Origin of the sequence: Fibrisoma limi BUZ 3 (assembly GCF_000296815.2) — a bacterium.
In the GTDB taxonomy this organism is placed as follows: domain Bacteria; phylum Bacteroidota; class Bacteroidia; order Cytophagales; family Spirosomataceae; genus Fibrisoma; species Fibrisoma limi.
Window position 1 is genome coordinate 477891 of record NZ_CAIT01000007.1, and the last position, 23211, is coordinate 501101.

The window sequence follows — 23211 nt, forward strand, 5'->3', positions numbered from 1 at the left end:
CGTTACTATGTCCCTTTTCTACCGATTGGCGGTACTGAGCCTGCTTTGTTTCGGTTGGCTCAACACCTCTGCCCAGACCCTCCTCCCCTGCGGAGTAAACGACCGCGTCCTGCCCGACAGCACCGTGCGGCTGATGGGTCGGCTCCCTCAGTTAATGGCTCAGCAACGTGCCCGCAAAACGGCCGGCGAACGAAACATCTGCCGGGTAGCCGTCGAAATCGACTCCGATACGTACCTTGAGTTTGACAAGGATACCAACCGGATCAAGAGTTTCTTTCTGGATAAGATCGAACAGACGTCACGGATTTACGAACGTGAGATCAATACGCAACTGGTCGTCGTTTTCTTTCACATCTGGAAAGACACTGAACCCGATCCATACAAGGGAAAGGGGAATTTATACGACCTGTTCCCTATTATGGATCGCGTCTGGACTACTCAATTTCGGCAGGTTCCGTACGACAAACGTATTTATTTCATCACAAAATCATCGTCGGGAGCGGGCGGGCTGGGCTCATTAGGCGGTGCCCAGATCATTTCGGCGAATCAGGCCGATCTGAACACCATTGCTCATGAATTTGGGCATACGTTCGGCTCTCCGCATACCCACAACTGCTCGTGGCCGGGTGGTCCTATCGACTTTTGCTCAACTGTCGAAGCTTCCTACAACGGCGATTGCTATACGGGCTCCCTGCAAAGCATTCCAGGTACGATCATGAGTTATTGCGGCTCGCTGCTGACATTCCATCCGCTGTGTCAGACGTTGATGACCGATCATGCCGTTAAGAATTTCCCGAAGATTACGTCCGCCCCTACTGTCCCGGTCCTGCGTACTCAGGAAACACTGTACGGTACGCCCTTCCTGACCTGGGCCAGCGCCCTGGCGGCCAACCGCTACGATATTGACGTTGCCACCGACGCCAATTTTGCCCAGAAGGTCGTCAGCGATACCGCCAGTGTTAACGGCTATCTGCTCAGCAAACTAGCTGTTGGAACTACTTATTACGTTAGAGTCCGGGCCAGTAATTCGTTTGGTACGTCGGCCTGGTCAGGAACCGGTCAGCTACAACTAGCGTCGACCAACGGAATTCCCGCTCCTATCCTGCTGTCTCCTACTCCTGACCAGCGGTTATCGCCCAACCAGGGTAACCGACAGTTTTCCGTGCAGCCGGTCGATGGAGCAACGGCCTACGAAATTCAGATTACAGATGGCAATGACGAACTATTCAAATATCCAACCAGCGATTCGAAACAGCAGTCAACCTTTTCGGTCAGCAATTACCGATTAGGTGTTGTGCGGTGGCGGGTTCGGGCTGTTGTTAATGGCCGCCCGGGCCCATGGTCGGCTGCTAGCCGCTACCTGGTGAATCCTGAGCCGTATTACCTCACACTTCCTTTTTATAATAATACCGGTGACTTAGCTCCGCTGACAATTCCATACTACTATTATGCCTCAACCGGTCGTGATAGCCGGGTTGTGGTTACGCTTGCTACGGACTCCTTATTTACCAAACCCGTGTACACCAAGTCGTTTACCGGCAGCTATACTTACACGGGTCTGATTGAAAAGCTTTCGCCTAACACGGCGTATTACCTGAGACTGGAAGAATACAACACAGGATTAGCGACACAACCATTGGGTTTATTAACCCGAATTGTACAACCGTTCCGGACAGGTTCAACGACGGTTTCGGACCGGTGGGCGTTTGTAGGAAGTTCAACCATTCCGGCCTGGCCACAGGGTGGAGCCTACGGGCCGATCAGTTCGGTTGGCAACTCCATCTGGTTCAGCAGTACGAATGGCCTGACCCGCATTACACAGGACAGCCTGAAGTTAACTATGTATGACCGCAACGGCACCAGCGGTAAGGTCGGCAACAGTTCCCTCGCGCATAGTGTTGACGGCTCGGGCAATGTCTGGGTAACCAACCGGGTGTCAATCAACATCTTCAAAGACGGTTTTCCGTTGGCCTTCAATCAGTTGGGTAAGCTATCGGAACAGGACGGCACCCTCACGGAACGAACCACCTTTTCGCCGGGCCAATACGGCATCAACCGCTTAAGTGCGAACCCCCGGCTGTTCATAAGCTATAACGGGCTACAGGAACTGAAAGGCGATAGCCTGGCCTATCTGTACGCAATCCCCTCAAATCGGAGCATAAGCAGGACATTAGTCCAGCCCGGAGCCGTCTGGTTTATCAGTAACAACCCAACTCAAAGTGTAGACGAGCTGATCCGGTTTGACCTCGTCACACGGACCACCCAGACGTTCAGCAATATCAACACCCCTCAACTGGGGAAATACCTGCTCGGTATGGCTGTCGATGGCCTGGGCAATATTTGGGTGTCGCAGTCGCACTCGACTTTTCCCTTCCCGGCGCTGGCTCGATTCAATGGACAGGCCTGGACAACGTTTACCAGCCCGGCCATCCCTATTTCGTACGCCCTGAATCTAACCAACGACCCGCAGGGCAATCTGTATGTGGTCAACAACTCATTGCCCCGCACCCTATACCGCTATAACGGCACTACGTGGCAGAAACTGGCCGACATGCCCTATTACATTAACCTGGGCGATATGACCGCCGATATCCATGGTAACGTGTGGTTTGGCGGGCCATTCCAGTTGCTCCGGTACACAGCCTGCGCCAACGCGCCGAAGCCTACGCTGACTGCGGCCAAACAGACTATTGATTACGGAGAAAGCGTAACCCTACAGGCCGCTGGCTGTACGGATGTTGTCTGGTCGTGGACCAGCGAAACCGAAACCGTCACGAATCGGCTGGTACGTGGCTCGAACCGGCTGGTCATTAAACCCGAAGCCAATACGACCTACCGAAGCAGTTGTTACACGGGTAGCTGCGCCGGTACGGACACAACGCTCACTATCACGGTTAACCCGCGGCTTTTGCTGTCCCGTCTGAATAAAAACACGTACTGCCCAGGCGATTCGCTGATTGCCACCTACAGCTTGCAGGGTAAAGCCGGCAATGGCAATCAGTATGCGGTGGTGGTGAAATCCGGCGGGCAAACGACCCGCTATACCGCTGCAACCCGCACGTCGACAGTATCGACCGTGCTGCCGGCTACACTGGCTCCGGGCCGCTACGTTGTGTACCTGGAAGCTACCCAGCCGGCTCTGCTTAGCCGTGATTCCATACAAATTACGGTGAACGCCCTGCCTACGGCCGAACTGAGCAGCAACAAGCCGACGTTCGTTCTGGGCGACAGCGCCCGGGTTTCCATTACGCTGACCGGCGCAGCCCCGTGGCGTTTCACCCGCTGGGACAGCCAGGCCATCCAGACCGCAACTTCGCCCTACACTACGGTATTAAGAGCCACGCAGCCAACCAACTACAGCCTGACGCTCACGAACCTTAGTGATGCCAACTGCGCCACCGGTACGGTTAAGAATTCGGTCGTTGTCAGTGCGCTGGCCCTGGCCAATGAACCGTTGTCCATCCAGGGCGTTTCAGTATTCCCAAATCCGACTACGGGTCGCCTGATCATTGAGCTGAGTAGTTCGGCGGCTCCGCTGTCGTCGTTGCAGCTACATGACAGCCAGGGTCGCGAAGTACGCCGAAATCCCTCAGACCTGCGGCTTCGGCGGGCTGAATGTGACATCAGTACGTTGCCCCCTGGTCAGTACATTCTCCGGATTGAAACCACCGATGGTAAGCAGGCCAGCTGGAAGGTGATGAAGCAGTAAACGAAGCGTGAAGCGGCTATGTCAACAGCCGCTTCACGCCTTCCATTTCCAGCGTCGGCGAAGCCCGTTCGTACAGAATGTTATAAACGGCTTCGGCAATCGGCATGCGTACCTGAAATTGCCGGTTAATTTCATGGATACTTTTTACGGCATAGTACCCCTCGGCAATCATGTTCATTTCCATCTGCGCCGACTGAATGGTGTAGCCCCGTCCAATCAGCGTCCCGAACGTACGGTTTCGGCTGAAGGGCGAGTAAGCCGTCACGAGCAGATCACCAAGGTAAGCTGAGCCGCTCAGATCGCGGTGTTTAGGATAAATAGCGTCGACGAAGCGCTTGATTTCCTGCATCGCGTTAGACACCAGCACGGCCTGGAAGTTGTCGCCATAGCCGAGTCCGTGGGTAATGCCGCAGGCCAGCGCGATGATATTTTTCATTACGGCGCTGTATTCGATACCGTAGATGTCGTCCACGCCGGTAGCCTGCACGAAGCGACAGTTCAGCATGGCGGCTACGTCGTCGGCGCAGGCCACATCCTGTGACGCAATGGTCAGGTACGATTGTTTTTCGAGGGCTACCTCTTCAGCGTGGCATGGCCCGGCAATCACAGCAATGCGACTGGCTGGTACGTTATATTGCTCCCGTACCCAGTCCGTCACCAGTTGGTTGGCCGATGGAATCATGCCCTTGATAGCGGAAATGACGTATTTGCCAGCAAAATGCTCAGGTTTGATCCCCGACAAGGCATCACTGACAAACGCAGCCGGCACCGCCAATACGATGTAGTCGCTATCGCGGAAGGCGTCTTTGATTCGGGTGCAGACCTTCACCTTGCGGGTGTTGATCTGTACATCGCTGAGGTAGCTGGGGTTATGACCAAACTTTTTGATGTGTTCTGCATCGGACTCCTTGCGAAGCCACCACTTGATGCTGACGTTGTTCTCGGAGAGAATTTTAATGAGCGCCGTGGCCCAACTCCCCCCGCCCACCATCGTCAGGCGGACAGGACTCTGTTGCTTCATGCGGTGAATTACGCCAAAAAGCGGGAAGTGGAAAAATGGGTAGAGTGTTTGGTGGCTGTAATTCTCTACTGCCTGACGTAAGATAGTCAGAATACGTAGCTGCAAAACGGATGGACTTTGCACGACTACGTCTTTGCTGAACTCCACGATGCGGGTCTCCAACTCACGGTTCAGCTCCACAAACGAATCGACCTAAAATCATCATTCGGCAGCATCCATGCGGCTTTATGGCGTTCTTTCTACTCCCGCAAATTTATCACAATCTCCCAAACGGTGCGTACGCAGGCGTCTATGAACGTTTGGGAAAACGGGTATAAAAAACCCTGCGATTGAGTTCGGCAGATTCATCCTAATCTGTCAACTACAATCGCAGGGTTTATATTTTCGTTACAACCTATTCCTCCGTCACCTCTTTCTTTTTCTGTTTGTTCGGGTCGCGCTTAACCACCAGATCTCCGTCTTTCAGCCGCTTGGATACCACCAGAAACGGCCCGGACACCACCTGCTCGCCGGCTTTCAGGCCAGACTTGATTTCAATGTTGTCGAAATCGCTGATGCCCGTTTTCACTTCGCGCTGCACAGCCTTGCCCCCCTGATTGACAAATACGATTTCGGTAATCTGTTGTTTCTTTTCGGCCGATGCCGGCGTCTGATTAGCAGGCTTAACTGCCGCATCATCATCATCCTCATTGGCACTGGCCTGCGTTGCAGCGTCCGCCCCGCTTGCCCCTCGGGTCGTTACGGCAGCGATAGGTACGGCCAGCACTCCATTTTTCCGATCTGTAATGATCTCGACGGATGCCGTCATACCCGGTTTAAACGGGTACCCCTTCTTATCTTTTTCGGCCAGCAGATCGCTGTAGGAATTATTGAGAATCTTAACCTTCACCTCAAACTCCGTAACGGCGTCCGTCGACAACGAGGCCGCGGCAGTGCCCGACGAACTGGCCAATCCATTGGCGGTATTGGCAATTTCGGTCACTATACCCTTGAACTTACGCCCGGCCATCGTGTACGAATCCACTTCAATGTCGGCCGTATCGCCCAGGTTGACGCGCACAATGTCATTTTCGTTCACATTGACGCGTACCTCCATGTTTTGCAGGTTAGCAATCCGCATTAACTCCGTACCGGCCATCTGCGACGTACCGACGACGCGCTCACCAAGTTCAATATTAAGCTTGGAAATAGTACCGGTAACGGGTGCATAGATGGTCGTTTTACGCAGGTTCTCACTGGCATCGCGAAGGCCCGCTTCGGCGCTCTGAATGTTGAACTTCGCGGCTCGTACATTAGCCCGGGCCGCTTCAACTTCCTGTTTGGCAACGTTGTAATTCGCTTCGGCGGTTTCGAAGTCGGCGGAGGAGATAACCTTATCGGCAAATAGTTTGCGGTTCCGCTCATAATCGGCTTTGGCCCGGATCAACCGCGCTTCCGACTGGGCTACCGACGCTTTCGACTGTTCGTACTGCGCCCGGCTCTGGTTAACCGTAGCCCGCGCCCGCGACAGCAGCGACTCGTAGTTGTCGGGGCGGATACGGCACAACAGTTGCCCGGCTTTGACCGGATCACCTTCGTTTACGTACAGACCGATGATCTCCCCCGAAACGTCAGGGCTGATTTTTACTTCTACTTCAGGCTGCACCCGACCGGATGCGCTCACTCGTTCGGTGATATTTGTTCGTTTGGCAACAGCAAAATCTACTTCGGTCGATTTAGGCTTCCCAATGATACCCGCCTGCTTGGCAGCCACTAGTCCCACAATCAGTACTACTACCACTCCGCCTAATATCCACCAGATGCGGTTCGACTTACGTTTCATAGGTTAGAGGAATTGGGCGAACAAGACCACGAAAGTAACGGGTTACCCCATCTCTCCCAACTCCTTGCTCACCCACTAAAATGATAACGGTTTGTTTTGGTAAAAATCTAAAATTTTGGTTCTAAATACATACTCGTATTTTGCCTGCACGAGACTGGCCCGCGCCCGATCGAGATTCGACTTGGCTACGTTATAGTCCGTTGCATTGATGGCTCCGGCGTTCAGCCGGCTCTCGGCCACCTGAAATGCGCGCTCCAGCGATGCCACCGATGCCTGAGTAGCGCGGTAGCGGTTGGCCGACGCCCTCATGTTCGTATAGGCCGTTTCGATATTCTGCCGCAGTTGCAGCCGTATGCTCTCAGCCTGCAATTGTGCGTTCAGTTGCTGAATTTTGGCAATACCCACCCGGTTTCTGGCCTGGAATCCATTGACAATAGGTACCCGAAGACTTAACGTTGCCGATCGGTTAAGGTTATTCGTCAACTGATCTAAGTAAGGTACCTGCGCCCGGGTTGACCGCGGAATCGGGCTCACAACGGGCAGCCGCTCGTTGTTTATAATCACAAACTGACCGCTGGGCTGAAGGCTGATGTTGGTCGTATCGACGGACGTTGTCCGCGTAGCCGTACTGGTAAACAGCGTATTCAGATTCCCATTGATCGCTAGTATCGGGTAAAAGTTGGCCCGAGCAGCCTGCACCCCGGCTACGGCACTTCTCACCCGCAGTTCAGCCCCCTGAACGTCGGGCATATTGTCCAGCGCAATTTCGTAAATCTGCTGCGGAGTTGCCTCATAAGGCGTAACCGATGGATCAGGCACGGCTACCGCCACCACATCGACTGGTTGCCCCAACGGCAAGTTCATAGCCTGCAACAACGCCAGTTTGGCCAGGTCGATCTGGTTCTGGGCATTCACAATGGCAACTTCGTCATTTGCCAATTGCGCCTGCACCTCATACAGACTCGCTTCGGGTACCGAGCCGGCGTTGACCAGTCGCTGCGTGCGATCCAGTTGCGCCTGGGTGGCTGCCGCCTGCTGTTGCGCTACAATGAGCTGCTCCTGCCCCGTCAACACATTAAGGTACTGCTGCACCACGTTCAGCGCCACCGTATTCTGCGTAGCCGCCAGTTCTTTCTGACTCGCCTGTAGGGCCAGATCGTTCTGCTTAACGGTGTTTCGCAAAAAGAACCCATTGAATAACGTAACGCCACCGCTTAGACCGTAGTTACTCGAATTGACGGTCGACTGTGGAATAACTGAGTTGGTAAACGGGTCAATCTGTCGACCACCGCCACTAAGCGACTGGTTGGCCTGAAACGTAGCCGTTGGTAACAGGTTATTCCGGGACTGCTTTAGTGTCAGGTCGGTATTCTCTACAGTCAGTTGACCCTGCCGCACCTGGATGTTGTTTTTCAGGGCAATGTCAACACACTGTTCCAGGCTTAGGCGATTTGGGGTATTGGGTGCAGGTTGTGCTACTGCCATCGTCAAACCGGCCCCAAGCAGCCAGGCAGTCATCCAACCTGATCGTTTCCACGCAACGAACATAATACGTCGTGTTTTGATGTTTCAATGTTACAAAGTAAACTTCGGTCAATCTACCGTTTTGGTACAAACGGTTAAAAAAAAGCATGTATCTGGTCTATAATTCGGATATAATTAATCAGCAGACCTTTAATCTCCTGCCCGATAATCGGGCGTTTCAGTACGGCGACGGGTTGTTTGAAACCATCCGGTACGAGTCCGGTCGGCTGTGGTTCTGGACCGACCACCTCGACCGGCTCACAAAAGGCATGGCTACGTTGCAGTTGTCTGTCCCTGCGGCCAGGCTCGATCAGTTGCATGAGCAAACCCTCGATCTGATTGCCCGTAACGGGCTGAACAGTCAGCCGGCGCGGATCAAAATTCAGGTCTGGCGTCGCCCCGGAGGACTTTATACGCCAACCAGCAACGGGTCCGAGTGGCTCATTACCGCCCAACCCGGACAACCGTTTGCGATTACGGGCAAATCCCACATCGGAATTTACGACGGAGTACGGCTTTCGAAATCGGTGGTTTCGGAATTTAAGACCCTCAACGCGCTTCCCTACGTACTGGCGGGTTTGCACCGGCAGGCTCACAAGCTGGATGATGTTATCCTGCTGAGTACCGACGGGTCCGCTGCGGAGTGCGTGGCGTCGAACCTATTCTGGTTTCGAAACGGAACGCTGGTTACCCCATCCCTGCAAACCGGCTGCGTGAATGGCATTGCCCGTCGGCAATTACTCCGTGCGTTTCCGGATGCCCAGGAAGGCCTGTTCCCCCCTCCCCTGACCGAACCGATTGACGTTCTTTTTGCGGCCAATGTGATGGGCATTCAGGTCTTCAACGGACAGTTTGACAGCATACAGATGGCGCAGATACAACGGATTTTTACGGATTAAGCACCGCTTTTTCGGGTTCGAGCCAGCCGTCTTTCAGTCTCAGGATTCGGTTGCCGTAGCCGGCGTTCACTTCGGAGTGTGTCACCTGAACGATTGTCACGCCATCTTTCTGGTTCAGTTCGCGGAACAGTTCCATAATGTCGCGGGCCTGATCTGAATGTAGGTTACCGGTCGGCTCGTCGGCGAAAATCACCTTCGGATTAGCCGCCAGCGCGCGGGCAATGCCTACCAGTTGCTGCTGCCCACCCGATAGCTGCGTCGGGAACAGGTCTTTCTTAGCCACCATGTTGAACCGGTCGAGGAGTTCGGCCACCCGGCTTTTCCGCTCCGACCCGCTCAGGCCCTTATACAGCAACGGCGTTTCGATGTTTTCGTACACCGTGAGTTCATCGATCAGGTGATACGCCTGGAACACAAAGCCGATCCGGGTACGGTGCAGTTCGGTCCGTTTCTTCTCCGACAGCTTCTGCACGGGTTCGTCCTGAAACAGGTATTCTCCTTCCGATGGCTCTTCGAGGAGCCCCAGAATGTGGAGCAGGGTTGATTTACCCGAGCCCGACGGGCCCATGATGGAAATAAATTCCCCCTCGGCAATATCCAGGTTGATGTTGCGAAGGACGTAGACCCGTCCAAATCCGGCCGGGTAAAATTTCGAGACGTTGCGAAGCGAGAGTAAAGTTGACATGCGCAGGTAGTTCGTGTATAGACTGTTTCGGTTAAGAGGACAGCAAATGAGCTGCCCAATCGTCGACAACCCTCGTGCCAGCCTTGTAAGTTACTATCTTACAATAATTTACAAAAGTATAAAAAATAGGGTCGTCCGCTGCCGGACAGCGCGTTGTTCAAAAGCGGACATTTTTTCGGCTGACAGTGCAACGTGACCTACTTTTTTAGCATCTTCCTGGCAATTACTTAATCCTCTATCGCATGAAATCAATCACACTCCTGTTTCTACTCCTTCCCGGTTTACTACATAGCGATGATACGTGGCGAAAAGACCGTCCTGTTCCGACTTTTACAGGCCTGCGGGTTAGTAGCGGCATTGATGTCTTTCTCAGCCAGGGCAACGCCGAGAAACTAACCTTCGACGTCAAGGGAGTTGAGGAAGACGAGGTTCGTTCGGAAGTCAGGAATGGCATTTTATTCTTAACCATAGACCGTAAGGGATCGATGCTCTTCAACTTTGGCCGCAACCGCTACGTAAAAGCCTACGTAACGGTCAAACAACTCACTGAGTTAAAAGCAGGCGGGGGGTCCGACGTCCTGAGCGAAGGGAGTCTTTCCTTTAGAAACCTGAACCTGGATGCATCGGGTGGCTCTGATGTTAAGCTGAACCTCAAAGCCGACGAACTGAACGTAGCGGCTTCGGGGGGTGCCGACGTGATTCTTCAGGGCTCCGTCCGCAAGCTAAATGCCGATGGTTCGGGCGGCTCTGAACTCGACGCCCGTAAACTAACCGCCGAAATCTGCAACGCCCGCTCAACCGGCGGCTCGGATGTGTACGTCAACGCGACCAAAGAAATTTCCATGCGGGCCACCGGCGGCAGCGACCTTTACTACTACGGTCCGGCAAAGGTTCTGGCCAAAAGTGAGTCAGGCGGTTCGGATATCACCCGGCGGGATTAATTTGTGGTTTGTAGTTGTAGTTTGTGGTTTGTAGTTAGAAGTTTGCAGCATGAAGTTAACGGCACCCTAACCGGTTAACTGCAAACTACAAACCACAAACTATTTTGACACCCACAATTGGCATTCTTGGCGGGGGCCAGCTCGGCCTCATGTTACTACAAGCCAGTATTGACTGGAATCTTCGCGTTCATGTTCTCGACGCCGATGCAGAAGCTCCCTGCCGACATCTCTGCACGCAGTTCACCCAAGGTTCGCTAACCGACTACGATACTGTTTACCAATTTGGCCAGGCCGTCGACGTACTGACCATCGAGATTGAACGGGTCAACGTAGATGCCCTTGAGGCCCTCGAACGGGAAGGCAAACGGGTGTTTCCGCAACCGTCGGTTATCCGGACCATTCAGGACAAGCGGCTGCAAAAGCAATTTTACCGCGACCACGGTCTCCCCACGGCCGATTTTATCCTGACCGAAAACCGCGCTGACGTTGCCAGCTCAGCCGATTTCCTGCCCGCCTTCCACAAACTGGGTCGCGATGGCTACGATGGTCGCGGGGTGCAGCGTATTGTCTCCATCAATGACGCCGACAAGGCATTTGACGCCCCGGGCGTACTGGAAAAAGCCGTTGATTTTGAGAAGGAACTAGCTGTCATTGTAGCCCGTAACGAACGGGGCGACGTCAGTACGTTCCCGACCGTCGAAATGGTGTTTCATCCTGAACTGAACCTGGTCGAATACCTGTTTGCACCAGCCGAAATTTCGGATGCAGTCAATGAGCAGGCGCAGGACATCGCCCGCCGAACCGCCGATGCGTTTGGCATTGTAGGCCTGCTGGCGGTCGAACTGTTTCTGGATAAAGAGGGCCACGTACTGATTAACGAAGTTGCTCCCCGCCCTCACAACAGCGGCCATCACACGATCCGGGCCAACGTAACGTCGCAGTTTGAACAGCACTGGCGGGCTATCCTGAACTATCCGCTCGGCGACACGACGTACTACCAGCCGGCGGCCATGGTAAATCTCCTGGGAGAAGCCGGTCATACGGGGCCTGCCCGTTACGAAGGCCTCGAAACGCTGCTGGCCCTACCGGGTGTATTCCCGTTTTTCTACGGAAAGGCTATAACGAAGCCGTTCCGTAAAATGGGACACGTTACGGTCATGGATAGCAATCTGGAACGGCTTCGCGAAAAAGTTGCCGTTGTTCGAGATAGTATACGCATAATTAGTGAGTGATTCGTTCAGCGCTCCGAGTCTGAATTTCCGTGATAAATCCCTGCCCAAAACGCTCTGACCCTTAGGCTATTTCTCACCAGATTACTTTAATGTATTAAATATCAATGAAAAGTATACTCCAGGGGATACTGACCGCTTGTCGACCAAGCTGTTCTTGCTAATTTTCCTATTCAATTTTTCCAAACGATGAATAGAAAATTACTTTCAAAAACAGTATCCTCACTTTTGGGTTGCGTAATCCTGATTACCAGTTGCCAATCTCCTGATTCCGTTACTGATCAGTCTCACCCTTTAGCAATTAAAGACCAGTACATCGTCACGCTTAAAGCACTTCCGTACGAAAACGCCCGACTGTCGGGAACGTACAATGATCGGGTTGCGATGATGGAACAACAGGCAACTCGTCTATTAAAACAATTCAAGTTTGACCCGGCGCTGGTTGAGCAGGTGTACACGTCAGTTATGACAGGCTTCTCAGCCCGGCTTACACCTGAGCAGGTCGAACAACTTCAGAAAAGCCCTTACGTATCAAGAATCGAGTCAGACCGGCTTATGGCGGTTACGGAGCCTAAACGTGTCGATGAAGCTGGGGCTCGCCCTTCGGCCAAGCAGGAAACGCCCTGGGGCATTGCAGCCGTTGGCGGCCCAACTAACTATACCGGTTCCAACGTAGCCTGGATTGTGGATACCGGCATTGACCTGGATCACCCTGACCTGAATGTTGACGCCAAACGTGGTAAGAATTTTGTAATAACCGGCCAAGGGTCTACGTCACTGGACGACAACCACGGGCATGGCACGCATATGGCCGGTATCATTGCCGCTAAAAATAACACGTACGGCGTTGTCGGTATTGCTGCGGGCGCGACTGTGATCCCGGTCAAAGTTGGTCATCGCTTTAACGATATTACGCTTTCTACGTTCATTGCCGGTATCGATTACGTAGCAGCCAACGCTAAAGCAGGCGATGTGGTGAATCTGAGTGTCGGTGCGCAGGACGCTCCTTCAGCGGATGAAGCCGTTTTGCGTTTAGCGCAGGCTGTCAATGTTTTCATTGCCATATCGGCGGGCAATACCTACGAAGTCACGGATGCTAATCGCTTTTCGCCAGGGCGGGTAAACGGCCCGACTATTTTTACCGCATCGGCTCACAACAGCAAAGGAGTTTTTGCCAAAATTTCCTGCTCAGGTAATCCCCCCATCGATTTTGCCGCCCCGGGCGTAAGCATTAAGTCGACGGTGAACAACGGTGGGTATACCTTCTTCTCGGAGGGAACCTCAATGTCAACGGCCCACCTGGCGGGTATTTTGCTGGCAACCGGCGGTAAAATTTACGGAAAAGGATTTGTTACCGGCGACCGGGATGGTAACCCGGACCCAAAAGCCTCGCGCATTCCTTAATCGGCAGAAAGCCCATCGCCCGGAATGGATCCGGGCGATAGGCTTTCTACACTATAAATTTCCTTTACGGAGTTCTTTCAACGCATAATTGGCTGCTCTCGCCGTAATGGCCATGAATGTCAGCGAGGGGTTTTGCGTCGACGTTGACGTCATACAGGCACCGTCTGTGACGAATACGTTCTTGCAGGTGTGGAACTGGTTCCACTTGTTCAGTAAGGACGTTTTCGGGTCTTTACCCATGCGGACGCCCCCCATTTCGTGAATGTCCAGCCCCGGGGCTTTGTCAGGTTTGTCGTGCGTCTGAATGTTGGTAAAACCGGCTACGGTCAGCATCTCGGTCATCTGCTCATGAAAATCCCGGATCATCTTCTCGTCGTTGTCGTCGTATCCAACCGAAATACGTAGCTGTGGAATGCCCCACGGATCGGTCAGATTCGGGTCCAAAGCAATGTAATTGCTTTTCTTTCGGAATTGTTTCGCCCATCATGTGCGACCCCACGCGCCAGTTGCCGTACTTGGGCTGCATCAGACTTGCTTTCAGATCTTCTCCAATGCCCGACGTATCGGCGCTGGTCATCCGGCTAGACCCAAACCCGGCGGCATATCCGCGCAGAAAATCGGTTTCCTGCTTGAATACGTTCCGGAACCGCGGAATGTAGCTGCTGTTCGGGCGGATGCCTTCGGTTGTTGTGTCCAGGAAGCCTTCGTATTCGGCCGAGATCGTAGTACGGAAATTATGGAACGCTACGTATTTACCCAGTAAGCCGTTGTCGTTGCCCAGCCCGTTCGGAAAGCGGTTCGACGTTGAGTTGAGCAGGATCAGGTTGCTGTTCAGGCAGGCGGCATTGACGAAGATGATTTTTGCGTAGTACTCCGTTACCGCTTTGGTGTGCGCATCGATCACCCGAACGCCCGATGCCTTCCCCTTCTTTTCGTCGTAGATAATCGAATGCACGACAGAATCCGGCCGGAGAGTCATTTTGCCGGTTTTAGCCGCCCACGGGAGTGTCGATGAGTTCGAACTGAAATACCCGCCGTACGGGCATCCCCGCTGACACAACGAGCGGTTCTGGCACTGCGCCCGCCCCTGCTGGTAATGAATGGGCTGCGGTTTGGTCAGGTGAGCGCACCGTCCGATGATGATGGGTCTCGTGCCGTTGTAATGCTTGGCCATCTGCTCCGTGAAGTGCTTCTCCACGCACGACTGTTCGTGGGGTGGCAGAAATTCTCCGTCGGGCAGTTGCGGCAGCCCGTCTTTGTTGCCCGAAATACCGGCGAACTTTTCCACGTGACTATACCAGGGGGCGATGTCCTTGTAGCCAATTGGCCACTCCACCGCAAAACCGTCGCGGGCGGGACCATCGAAGTCGTACTGCGACCAGCGCTGCGTTCCCCGCGCCCACATCAGCGATTTTCCGCCTACGTGGTAGCCCCGAATCCAGTCGAATGGTTTCTCCTGTACGTAGGGGTGCTCGGCGTCTTTGACAAAAAAATGGCTGGCATCCTCCCGGTTCGCATAGCAACGGCTGGCAATCGGGTTAGCATCCAGATATTCCTTGGACAGTTGTCCGCCGTGCGGAAACTCCCACGGCTGCATCATCGTAGTGGGGTAGTCAGTGATGTGTTTTACGTCACGGCCCCGTTCCAGTACAAGGGTCCGCAGTCCGCCTTCGGTTAATTCTTTAGCTGCCCAGCCACCACTGATGCCGGAACCAATTACGATAGCATCGAACGTACGCTCTTTAACTGAATCTATATTAAGAAAAGCCATGTGCTTATTGGAAGAGGATAAGACGGTTAATTAACGAGTGCCGTTCACGGCAATTTTCTGAACCGGCACGCAGCCGTGGTAATAGCCCGGAGCCATGACGTATTTCTGTACGTTCACGAGGTAGAACTCCGAGTTTGTATAGCCACGGATCGTCAGCCCTTTCACCATGTCGACGAATGGTTTACCAACGGGATCGGTAGATGCCGACAGCTTCGTCAGTACGTCCTTGCGCTGTGCGGCATCGCATTCCATGAACCCTTTGCTGTATGTCTGTTGTGCAGTGGCATCGGTCAGACCCAGCCCCTGCTGCAACGTCGTCAGCGCCGACTGACCGTAGCAATCCCGAATGATGCGCAACACGAACTGATGCACCCCGAGCGACTTAGCACCGGGGGTATCCGTCTGCGGAATAAACGTTTCGACTAATTCGCCCAGTAATGCTTCTTCGTTGAACGAAACAATCGAAACGTTTCCGATCGAATCAGGGGTCCAGTTGGAGGCCCAGGCGGGTAGGCTTATTAACCCGCCAACACCGATGGCCAAATTTTTAAGTACGGATCGTCGCTGCATAATCAGGTACTGGTAAGTATTACGCTTAATCTATTGAAAAGACAAGTAAGCTATTGTTTCTACTACTACGTATAGAACGCTGATTGTCATGATTTTTATGAGTTTATCATGATTAATCATAAGAATCATGACAATCAGCGTTCTAACTGATCTGTCAGCGATTACCCCACGTACTCAGAAAAAACTCGCGTAATCCCGAGCGAAATCAGCAAATGTTCGAGCCGCCTTACCGGTAACCTCTTGCACATCCGGCAACACAGCCGATGCTTCGTTTCGGCTGTAATGCGCGTAGTCTTCGAGCAGTCCATCGGTCTGCCAATCCGGAAATCCGGCCGCTGCCAGCGCCTGCCGCATAGCCGCCGGTGGCACATCCACAAACGCGACAGGCTTGCCAAGCGCATCGGCCAGTTGGTCGGCCATTTCGGCGTGCGTCAGGGCGTCCGGGCCAGTAATGGTATACGTTTTTCCATCATGATCCGGCTCAGTCAGGGTGGCTGCTGCTACGGAGGCAATGTCACGAACGTCAACGACACTGATCCGGGCAGTGCCGACGGCAGCAAAGAACTTACCCTGTTGCCTGATCGGCTCGCGGAAGCCTAACAGGCCCTGCATGAACAGATTCGGGCGCAGAAACGTAAAGTTCATGCCCGACTCCCGAATTGCATCCTCAACAACCGCATGGTAACGCAGAAACCGTACGGGCGAATTACGGTCGGCTGCATACTGCGATAGTTTGACAAGATGCTGAACCCCCGCCCGCTGGGCTTCAGCGACAAACCTGAGTTGCTGCGTTTCGGCCTGCTCCGACGAATTTGTTAGTACAAAAGCGCGCTCTATACCCGCCAGCGCTTTTGCCAACGTAGCCGGGTCGTTGAAGTCGCCCAGCACGACCTCAGCACCCGGCAGGGTTGACAGCCGATCGACATCGTTGGCCGATCGGACCATCGCCCGAAACGCAATGCCCCGGTCGGATAGCTGTTTGATTACTTCCGACCCAACGCTGCCTGTTGCTCCTGTGATAAGAATAGCGGGCACTGTAGATTCATGTTGTGAAATTGCTGCGGTATTCATACGTTTTGGCGTTTAAGGCTCCATCAGGACAGCGCCAGAACCTTCCTTGACCTGAGTGAGCAGAAATGAAGTTTATTTTGTTCTGACGCTACAAAGGTCCACTACCGCAGCCGGGTAAAATTGTAAGAAAACGAAACGGGACTCAGGCCATGAACAGCCAACTGATTGAAGCCGATGAACGACTGGCGACCGTGTTCAGTCATTATTACTGCGTTCAGCAGGGGCCTCAGGATGCACCGCTCCAGCAGCAATTAGTACCGAACTATGAGATGCTGCTGGTGTTTAATTTCGGCCCGGCAATTTCAGGCAGCCTGGGCGATGCGCCCTACGTCATTAGCCGGACAGCGGTGCTGGGTCCGTTGCAGAAAACGCTGACGTATGAACTACCCGCCGGAGCCGACCTGATTGTCGTGAACTTCACCCTGAACGGCTTTTACCGCCTGCTACGGGTACCCATGCAGGAACTGAAAACGCAGGACATCCACAACCCCGACGTACTGCTGAACAAACCCTGCTTTGAGGATATATGGAGTCAGTTGGCCCAGATGACCACGTTGGCAGATCGATTACAGTTGCTGAACGAATACGCCCTGACGTATGCCGCCCCGGCTGATTCAACCACAAACTCAATGATTGAAAGTATCCCGTATGTCAACAATACGGTCGTTGAACCAGTCAAACTATTGGCTACTCAACAGCAGGTTTCGGCCCGTATGATCCAGCTAACACTTCAGAAACAGTTGGGCTACTCGGCCAGGGAACTGGTGCGGTTCCTTCGTTTTAAGAAAGTGCTTACGTTTCTCTTCCAACAACCCACACCGTCCGTTGACTGGCTGTCGCTCGTGTCCGAATATGGTTACCACGATCAAAGCCACCTCATCAAAGATTTTCAGCAGTATATGGGCATTTCACCCCGACAGTTCATTAACCAACTGGCGCAGGGCGGCATGTGTATCAGTAAACCAGGAAAGTTTTATTGACCAGTAAAAAAGCGGAGCCGTTGTCGGCTCCGCTCCATGCTTATCGCTACGTAGAAACTTCTACTACCTCATCCTACCGGATTTTCAAGTGTTCCGATGCCATCAATCGTAATCCGAACGATGTCGCCCTTTTCCAGGGTAAAATTGTCGGGCGGCACAATCCCCGTACCCGTCATGAGGTAGCAACCATTCGGGAACGAGCATTCGCGATAGAGGAAGGACACCAGTTCGTCGTGTTTGCGCTTCATCTGATCAATGCCGATGCTGTTGTCGAAAACGGTTTCGTTGTTCCGTTTAATTTCGAGCCGGATTTGCGCATCGGCGGCTATGGGCTTTTCCGGTACGTACAGACAGGGACCTAAAGCCGCACTTCCGTCGTAGGTTTTGGCCTGGGGCAGATACAGCGGGTTTTCGCCTTCGATGCTTCGCGAACTCATGTCGTTGCCGCAGGTGTAGCCTACAATCTTACCGCTCGACGTAATAAACAGGGTCAGTTCCGGCTCCGGTACGTTCCAGGTTGAATCCTGCCGGATACGCACCTCATCGCCTGGGGCAACCACTCGTGTAGCCGTCGATTTAAAGAATAATTCAGGCCGGTCGGCGTCGTACACGCGGTCGTAGAAGTCGCCACCGCCTGCCTTCTTGGACTCCTCCATACGGGCATCGCGGCTGCGGAGGTACGTAACGCCCGACGCCCAGACTTCCTGCTGGCCGATGGGTGCCATCAGATCTGATTTGATCCAGTTCTGGTACTCGTCCGACGCTGCCGACGAAGGCACTTCCTGCGCCAGAAATTGATAGAGATTATCCTGATTGACTAAGTAATCCCAGTCATCGGAAGGGGCGCGGTGAAATTGGACGGGTCCATTAGTACGGTCATGTTCGACGACAATGCCGTGGCGGGTTTTGTAAAGTTTCATGCGAAGGTTCGGAAATTCGCCAATTATAAGGTAAACCCGCGAAAATTCCAGCCAATTTTGTTATATTAGTAACTATCCGATTAACAACCACCGAGTTTCTCCAGAGACATTCGGTGGCCAGACAACAGTATGCTGCAAAAGACCCGGGGCATTGCCCTTAGCTACCTGCGTTACCGCGAAACCTCCATCATAGCCCGCGTTTATACCGAAGAATTTGGTTTGCAGAGCTACATCGTCAACGGTGTCCGTTCGGCCAAAAGTAAGTCGAACAAAATCGCCATGTTTCAGCCCCTGACGCTGCTGGAAATGGTTGTCTATTACAAAGACGACCGCGATTTACACCGGCTGTCGGAGGCCAAAACGAGCTATCCGTTCCAAAGCATTCCGTTTGAAGTTGCCAAATCGAGTATGGCCATTTTCGTGACGGAAATGCTGACCAAGACATTGAAGGAAGAAGCCAGTAACCCGATGCTGTTCCGGTTTCTGATCGACTCGGTCCTGTTTCTGGAAGACGCCCGGACGAACTACGAAAACTTCCACCTGACGTTCCTGCTCAAACTATCGTTTTTTCTGGGTTTTGGTCCCGAAAGCGCCCGTGAGTTTGAGGACCAGTTGCACGAAAATTCGGTGCCTTTCCTGGCCGACGACGAACTGACCAACGCGCTCAACACCATGTTACGTCAGCCGCTGGGTACAGCCATCAAACTGAGCCGCTCCGGCCGGAATGAATTGCTGGATGCGCTGGTGTCGTACTACAAGATTCACATCGATTCGCTGGGCGAAGTTAAATCGCTGCCCGTGCTGCGTGAAGTGCTGGGATAACACAACGCCCCGGTCGTCTGGCCGGGGCGTTGTGTAACGCTATATGAAAGTTGTGTTTACTGCTTCACGACCCGAACCGTTTTGGTCTGTTTAGGTGTAGCCACTTTCAGCAACAGCACTCCCGTCGGCTGCCGACGTACGTCGAACACAGTCCACTCGGTCGCTGCTGCCTTATCGATGGTTTTCGTCTCGACAGCCCGGCCGTTAAGGTCCGTCAGCGAAACCGTCAACGTCTGACCGGCTGCACCCTGAATTTCGGCGATTACGTCTTCCTTAGCCGGGTTACCCAGAAGCCGTACGTTCAGGGATTCAACGGCTTCGGTAGCAGCCACGCGGGCGCTCTGGCGGCAGAAGGCCCCGAAGTCAAAGTCACGCATGACCACTACCCCACTCTGACGAGCCATCAGGGTTACGACCGTACCACTGTTGGGGTCATTGCGTTTCTCCTGTTCGATGACACCGTTCGGATTTGTTGACCAATCCTTGATTCCCACCGACCGGAACTCAATCGGGGTGCCGTCGCCACCCGTTGTACGGAATGTGATAGCACCAGTCTGGCAGTTATAAAGTGGCTCAATCAAAGCCAGCGGCTGCGATGGGTTACTACCGCCACAGAAGGCTCCAAAATCAAAATCCAGCATCACCACTACGCCATTCTGGCGGGCCATCAGCGTTACGACCGTACCGCTATTCGGATCATTACGCTTCGCGGCATCGATCACGCCGTTGGGGTTAGTTGACCAGTCCTGAATGCCAATCGCCCGGAACTCAATCGGCGTACCGTTTCCGCCCGTCGTCTTGAACGTAATCGCACCAGTCTGGCAGTTGTAGTCGGGCTGGATAAGTTTCAGCGGCTCCGATGGGTTACTACCGCCACAGAATGCTCCGAAATCAAAGTCACGCGTGACGACTACCCCGTTCTGACGAGCCATGAGTGTGATGACTGTACCACTGTTGGGGTCATTACGTTTCTCGGCCTCAATCACACCATTCGGATTTGTGCTGTATGGTTTTACGCCGATCGCCATGTACTCAACGGGTGAACCATCTCCTCCTTCGCTGCGGAACGTAATTTCACCCGTAGCGCAGTTATACAAAGGATCGATCAAAGCCAGCGGCTGCTGACTCTGAACACCATTGACCTGATATACCGAAATTGAATTACTTGTTTCGTTCGCGAGCAGCACAATCGGATTACCGTTGGGGCTATCGGTGGCTGAGATAAAGATTATGCCTTCCGGACCTCGATCGTCGGTGGCGTTATTAGGCGGTACACTCCGGTTCACCGTGTAGGTTACGAACTGCGGAGCCATTGGGTTCGTTACGTCGTAGACCATTACACCACCAATACGTTCCAGTGTGATGAACGCGTAGGTTTTCCCACCAATCTGAGCCGTAGTGATGCCTTCGGGTTCAGGACCCTTGTTGTCGCTGCGGTTTTTCACCGATACCGACGTACCATTGTCGGCGTTAAAGAGGTTCGGGAAGTTGTCGCGGGTGTAACGTTCAAAATCATCGCCACTATCCCACACCAGATTACCATTGGCATCCCATACCGTGAACGAGCGACCACCCAGTACGTGAATTTTATCGATGTCGCCGTCACCGTCCGTATCTCCTGTCTGGTTTGTCGCGTTCAGGCGTCCCAGAAGCAGGTTACTTTTCAGATCGGCCGCGTTCGGATAAGCCGTTGGGTCCAGATTCAATGAACCGATCCGGGTTTCTTCAACCAGTACGGGTTCGTACTCACGGGCATCACCCTCATTGGCCGTCACAAAATACGTCTGGCCATTGGCGGTGAATGATGCGATGGCATCCGGCATGTACATACCAAAAACCGGAACGGTCAACAGCAGTTGGTTCCCGCCCTGATCGGTCGGGTCGAGAGCGTTTTGCGCCAGACTGTGGTCTTTTACGCCGAGCGACTTAATGAACGGCTGGCCATCCTTTGTGGCAATGGTTTTGTTGACCAGGTCGATAACAATAATCGCGTTGTTCTCCTGCAAGGTTACGTACGCCAGCTTCGAATCGGGGGTGAACGTGATGTATTCCGGCTCCAGGTCTTCGGCTACGCTGCTGCCATCCGTTACGCCCCCTTTCTTACCAAACAGCCGAACGCCCATGCTGTGCAGCATAGCTTTCATACCGTTCAGTGGTGCAAAGCTGACCGTGGTGGCGTTGGCCTGCGACAGATTGGCAATGCCTCCACTGATGTCGACGATGGTCACCGATCCTTCCGGATCAATCTGGTAATCATTCGACGGTTCACCTTCGTTGGGCGTTACGACGTACTTCCCATCGGGCGAGAAGAAGACAGCGTCGGGCAGCGCACCGGCTGTTACTTCGTTCAGTTTCGTTCCATTGACGTCGAAGAAGACGATTTTACCGTTGTTCGTCTTCGGTATGCTCTCGATCGCGGCTGCTACGATACCGTCGCGGGCCGCTACGCTGTTGATGCTCCCGCCCAGCGCCGATACGTCGATGGACGTAATGGGCGTTGGTGCCGATGGATTGGCGAAGTTGACAATGTCAATTTTATTACCAACCGAGTTGGCAATGAACAGGCGCTTGCTGCCTTTGTCGAACGTAACAATTTCTGAAGAACCCGCCGTTGGGTTGCGGTAGCTGGTCAGCAGTTGAAGCTGAAAGCCGGGATTACTGCTGGTGGGGGCTGTTTTATCGTTATCCTTAATAAAAACGATCTGCGAGTTCGCTGAACCGATCTGCGCACTGACTGCATTCTGCAACCGCAGCACAATGTATTCATCCGCTTCCGCCGACGCATCATCTGTGATCGGTATCGTTACGGTCTGATTAGCCGCCGATGAAGCCGCGAAGGTCACCGTCTGGGGCACCGACAGGGTATAATCGCTGCCGTTCGTAGCCGATCCTGAAGATACAATAAGCTGCACCGATGCGCTCTGGCTGCCTGGATTGGTGATCGTGAGCGTTACGGTAGCCTGACCGGCATTTTCATTAACTACCTGGCTGGCGGCACTAAAGGCTACGGTCGGCAGTGGGCATGAGGCTCCAAACGTGAATGCCGTTGTGCTGAACGGAACGTCGGGTGCAGTGCCGTCGGCCGCCTGGTTACCACTGCTGTTTAGCTGGGTTTGCCAGTTAGCCGAATTATTAATAACTGACGGAAAGCAGCTCCGTGAAATTCCGGTTCGGGTACCGGTATAAGTACCGATGGCTACCTCACCGCTCAGCGCTACGGCCGTACTGCCGAGCGACAGGCCCGTCCCGCTGAGGGAGCCAAAGCTAGCAGAGCCATTCGTAGCAACAGCCGCCAGAAAGGTGGTAGGCGTATTATCGTCTGATCCAAGGAATGCAAAAACGCCATCCCCATCATTAGAAATGCCGGGGTTACCCACCTGGGTAGCCGATCCAACACTGGCCGTCGGTGCTGCGTTGTTTACATTAGTAAAGGTTACGACCGTACCAGCCGGAATGATAGCCCCACCCGTATTCCAGGTGATTCTTCCTTCGTCATTTAACGGGAAAGAAGAGCCGGTCCATTCAGAATCCCGGAAATAAATGGTAGTGTTGGCTGGAATTGCGTCCAGGACCACAAAGGCCAGATCGTCGCTCCCATCGCCATTGATACCTGTGAAAACAATACTGCCGGGCGCTAACTGAGCAAACGACAACAGCGGGCCGAGCACCAGCAATGCAAACAGGAAAAGTCTCTTCATACAAGGGTGATTGTTAGTAGATAATCAGATTAATAAGCGGTTAAAATTAGAAAACCGAATATTACCTGAACGTTAAGCTTACCAGAGGCCTACACCCTTGAATATCAAACCTTTATAACACAACAAGCCCGACATTGTACAATGT

General features: G+C 53.4%; 15 protein-coding genes and 1 pseudogene. 7 read left to right on the top strand and 9 right to left on the bottom strand.

All coding sequences use genetic code 11. From position 1 onward, the window contains the following. Positions 1 to 7 precede the first annotated feature (7 nt). On the top strand, positions 8 to 3709 hold the full coding sequence (locus BN8_RS18205) for a M12 family metallo-peptidase (RefSeq protein ID WP_009283393.1): 3702 nt from the start codon (positions 8 to 10) through the stop codon (positions 3707 to 3709). Between the two features lie 16 nt (positions 3710 to 3725). Here BN8_RS18205 and BN8_RS18210 read toward each other — a convergent pair whose 3' ends face one another. From BN8_RS18210 to BN8_RS18220, 3 genes are all read right to left on the bottom strand, one after another. Beyond that, positions 3726 to 4730 carry an NAD(P)H-dependent glycerol-3-phosphate dehydrogenase gene (locus BN8_RS18210; RefSeq protein ID WP_040006318.1) on the bottom strand — a complete coding sequence of 335 codons (1005 nt, stop codon included), beginning with the start codon at positions 4728 to 4730 and terminating at the stop codon, positions 3726 to 3728. A 394-nt stretch (positions 4731 to 5124) separates the two neighbouring features. Then, positions 5125 to 6552 carry an efflux RND transporter periplasmic adaptor subunit gene (locus BN8_RS18215; RefSeq protein ID WP_009283395.1) on the bottom strand — a complete coding sequence of 476 codons (1428 nt, stop codon included), beginning with the start codon at positions 6550 to 6552 and terminating at the stop codon, positions 5125 to 5127. 75 nt (positions 6553 to 6627) lie between these two features. After that, positions 6628 to 8100, bottom strand: a complete 1473-nt coding sequence (locus BN8_RS18220; RefSeq protein WP_040006233.1) for a TolC family protein — start codon at positions 8098 to 8100, stop codon at positions 6628 to 6630. Between the two features lie 83 nt (positions 8101 to 8183). Here BN8_RS18220 and BN8_RS18225 point away from each other — a divergent pair, with 83 nt between their 5' ends. Further along, on the top strand, positions 8184 to 8975 hold the full coding sequence (locus tag BN8_RS18225) for an aminotransferase class IV (RefSeq protein WP_009283397.1): 792 nt from the start codon (positions 8184 to 8186) through the stop codon (positions 8973 to 8975). Here the strand turns inward: BN8_RS18225 and BN8_RS18230 are convergent. Continuing rightward, complete coding sequence (locus BN8_RS18230; protein ID WP_009283398.1) at positions 8965 to 9660, bottom strand: ABC transporter ATP-binding protein; 696 nt, start codon at positions 9658 to 9660, stop codon at positions 8965 to 8967. The genes BN8_RS18225 and BN8_RS18230 overlap by 11 nt on opposite strands. Before the next feature lie 242 nt (positions 9661 to 9902). Between BN8_RS18230 and BN8_RS18235 the strand changes: the two genes are divergently transcribed. From BN8_RS18235 to BN8_RS18245, 3 genes are all read left to right on the top strand, one after another. Beyond that, on the top strand, positions 9903 to 10601 hold the full coding sequence (locus tag BN8_RS18235) for a head GIN domain-containing protein (RefSeq protein WP_009283399.1): 699 nt from the start codon (positions 9903 to 9905) through the stop codon (positions 10599 to 10601). Positions 10602 to 10705: 104 nt separating this feature from the next. Next, positions 10706 to 11833 carry a 5-(carboxyamino)imidazole ribonucleotide synthase gene (locus BN8_RS18240; protein WP_083882517.1) on the top strand — a complete coding sequence of 376 codons (1128 nt, stop codon included), beginning with the start codon at positions 10706 to 10708 and terminating at the stop codon, positions 11831 to 11833. Positions 11834 to 12019: 186 nt separating this feature from the next. Beyond that, complete coding sequence (locus tag BN8_RS18245; protein WP_009283401.1) at positions 12020 to 13234, top strand: S8 family peptidase; 1215 nt, start codon at positions 12020 to 12022, stop codon at positions 13232 to 13234. 51 nt (positions 13235 to 13285) lie between these two features. Here BN8_RS18245 and BN8_RS18250 read toward each other — a convergent pair. The 3 genes and pseudogenes from BN8_RS18250 to BN8_RS18260 form a co-directional block, all read right to left on the bottom strand. Beyond that, positions 13286 to 15005: pseudogene (locus BN8_RS18250) on the bottom strand (GMC oxidoreductase). A 30-nt stretch (positions 15006 to 15035) separates the two neighbouring features. Next, on the bottom strand, positions 15036 to 15575 hold the full coding sequence (locus tag BN8_RS18255) for a gluconate 2-dehydrogenase subunit 3 family protein (protein WP_009283403.1): 540 nt from the start codon (positions 15573 to 15575) through the stop codon (positions 15036 to 15038). A 174-nt stretch (positions 15576 to 15749) separates the two neighbouring features. After that, positions 15750 to 16646 carry an SDR family oxidoreductase gene (locus BN8_RS18260; protein ID WP_009283404.1) on the bottom strand — a complete coding sequence of 299 codons (897 nt, stop codon included), beginning with the start codon at positions 16644 to 16646 and terminating at the stop codon, positions 15750 to 15752. A 149-nt stretch (positions 16647 to 16795) separates the two neighbouring features. Here BN8_RS18260 and BN8_RS18265 point away from each other — a divergent pair, with 149 nt between their 5' ends. After that, complete coding sequence (locus BN8_RS18265) at positions 16796 to 17626, top strand: helix-turn-helix domain-containing protein (RefSeq protein WP_009283405.1); 831 nt, start codon at positions 16796 to 16798, stop codon at positions 17624 to 17626. A gap of 68 nt (positions 17627 to 17694) precedes the next feature. Here the strand turns inward: BN8_RS18265 and BN8_RS18270 are convergent, their stop codons facing one another. Then, positions 17695 to 18546 carry a fumarylacetoacetate hydrolase family protein gene (locus BN8_RS18270; protein WP_009283406.1) on the bottom strand — a complete coding sequence of 284 codons (852 nt, stop codon included), beginning with the start codon at positions 18544 to 18546 and terminating at the stop codon, positions 17695 to 17697. Positions 18547 to 18675: 129 nt separating this feature from the next. Here BN8_RS18270 and recO point away from each other — a divergent pair, with 129 nt between their 5' ends. After that, positions 18676 to 19368 carry a DNA repair protein RecO gene (recO, locus tag BN8_RS18275; protein WP_009283407.1) on the top strand — a complete coding sequence of 231 codons (693 nt, stop codon included), beginning with the start codon at positions 18676 to 18678 and terminating at the stop codon, positions 19366 to 19368. Between the two features lie 56 nt (positions 19369 to 19424). Here the strand turns inward: recO and BN8_RS31915 are convergent, their stop codons facing one another. Further along, on the bottom strand, positions 19425 to 23066 hold the full coding sequence (locus BN8_RS31915) for a choice-of-anchor I family protein (RefSeq protein ID WP_009283408.1): 3642 nt from the start codon (positions 23064 to 23066) through the stop codon (positions 19425 to 19427). Positions 23067 to 23211 lie beyond the last annotated feature (145 nt).

What these genes read in the sequence shown, in the direction of transcription:
- BN8_RS18230 (WP_009283398.1), bottom strand. Translation starts at nt 9,660, where the DNA reads ATGTCAACTTTACTCTCGCTTCGCAACGTCTCGAAATTTTACCCGGCC.
- BN8_RS18210 (WP_040006318.1), bottom strand. Translation starts at nt 4,730, where the DNA reads ATGAAGCAACAGAGTCCTGTCCGCCTGACGATGGTGGGCGGGGGGAGT.
- BN8_RS18260 (WP_009283404.1), bottom strand. Translation starts at nt 16,646, where the DNA reads ATGAATACCGCAGCAATTTCACAACATGAATCTACAGTGCCCGCTATT.
- BN8_RS18225 (WP_009283397.1), top strand. Translation starts at nt 8,184, where the DNA reads ATGTATCTGGTCTATAATTCGGATATAATTAATCAGCAGACCTTTAAT.
- BN8_RS18270 (WP_009283406.1), bottom strand. Translation starts at nt 18,546, where the DNA reads ATGAAACTTTACAAAACCCGCCACGGCATTGTCGTCGAACATGACCGT.
- BN8_RS18235 (WP_009283399.1), top strand. Translation starts at nt 9,903, where the DNA reads ATGAAATCAATCACACTCCTGTTTCTACTCCTTCCCGGTTTACTACAT.
- BN8_RS18215 (WP_009283395.1), bottom strand. Translation starts at nt 6,552, where the DNA reads ATGAAACGTAAGTCGAACCGCATCTGGTGGATATTAGGCGGAGTGGTA.
- BN8_RS18205 (WP_009283393.1), top strand. Translation starts at nt 8, where the DNA reads ATGTCCCTTTTCTACCGATTGGCGGTACTGAGCCTGCTTTGTTTCGGT.
- recO (WP_009283407.1), top strand. Translation starts at nt 18,676, where the DNA reads ATGCTGCAAAAGACCCGGGGCATTGCCCTTAGCTACCTGCGTTACCGC.
- BN8_RS18245 (WP_009283401.1), top strand. Translation starts at nt 12,020, where the DNA reads ATGAATAGAAAATTACTTTCAAAAACAGTATCCTCACTTTTGGGTTGC.
- BN8_RS18255 (WP_009283403.1), bottom strand. Translation starts at nt 15,575, where the DNA reads ATGCAGCGACGATCCGTACTTAAAAATTTGGCCATCGGTGTTGGCGGG.
- BN8_RS18220 (WP_040006233.1), bottom strand. Translation starts at nt 8,100, where the DNA reads ATGTTCGTTGCGTGGAAACGATCAGGTTGGATGACTGCCTGGCTGCTT.
- BN8_RS31915 (WP_009283408.1), bottom strand. Translation starts at nt 23,066, where the DNA reads ATGAAGAGACTTTTCCTGTTTGCATTGCTGGTGCTCGGCCCGCTGTTG.
- BN8_RS18265 (WP_009283405.1), top strand. Translation starts at nt 16,796, where the DNA reads ATGAACAGCCAACTGATTGAAGCCGATGAACGACTGGCGACCGTGTTC.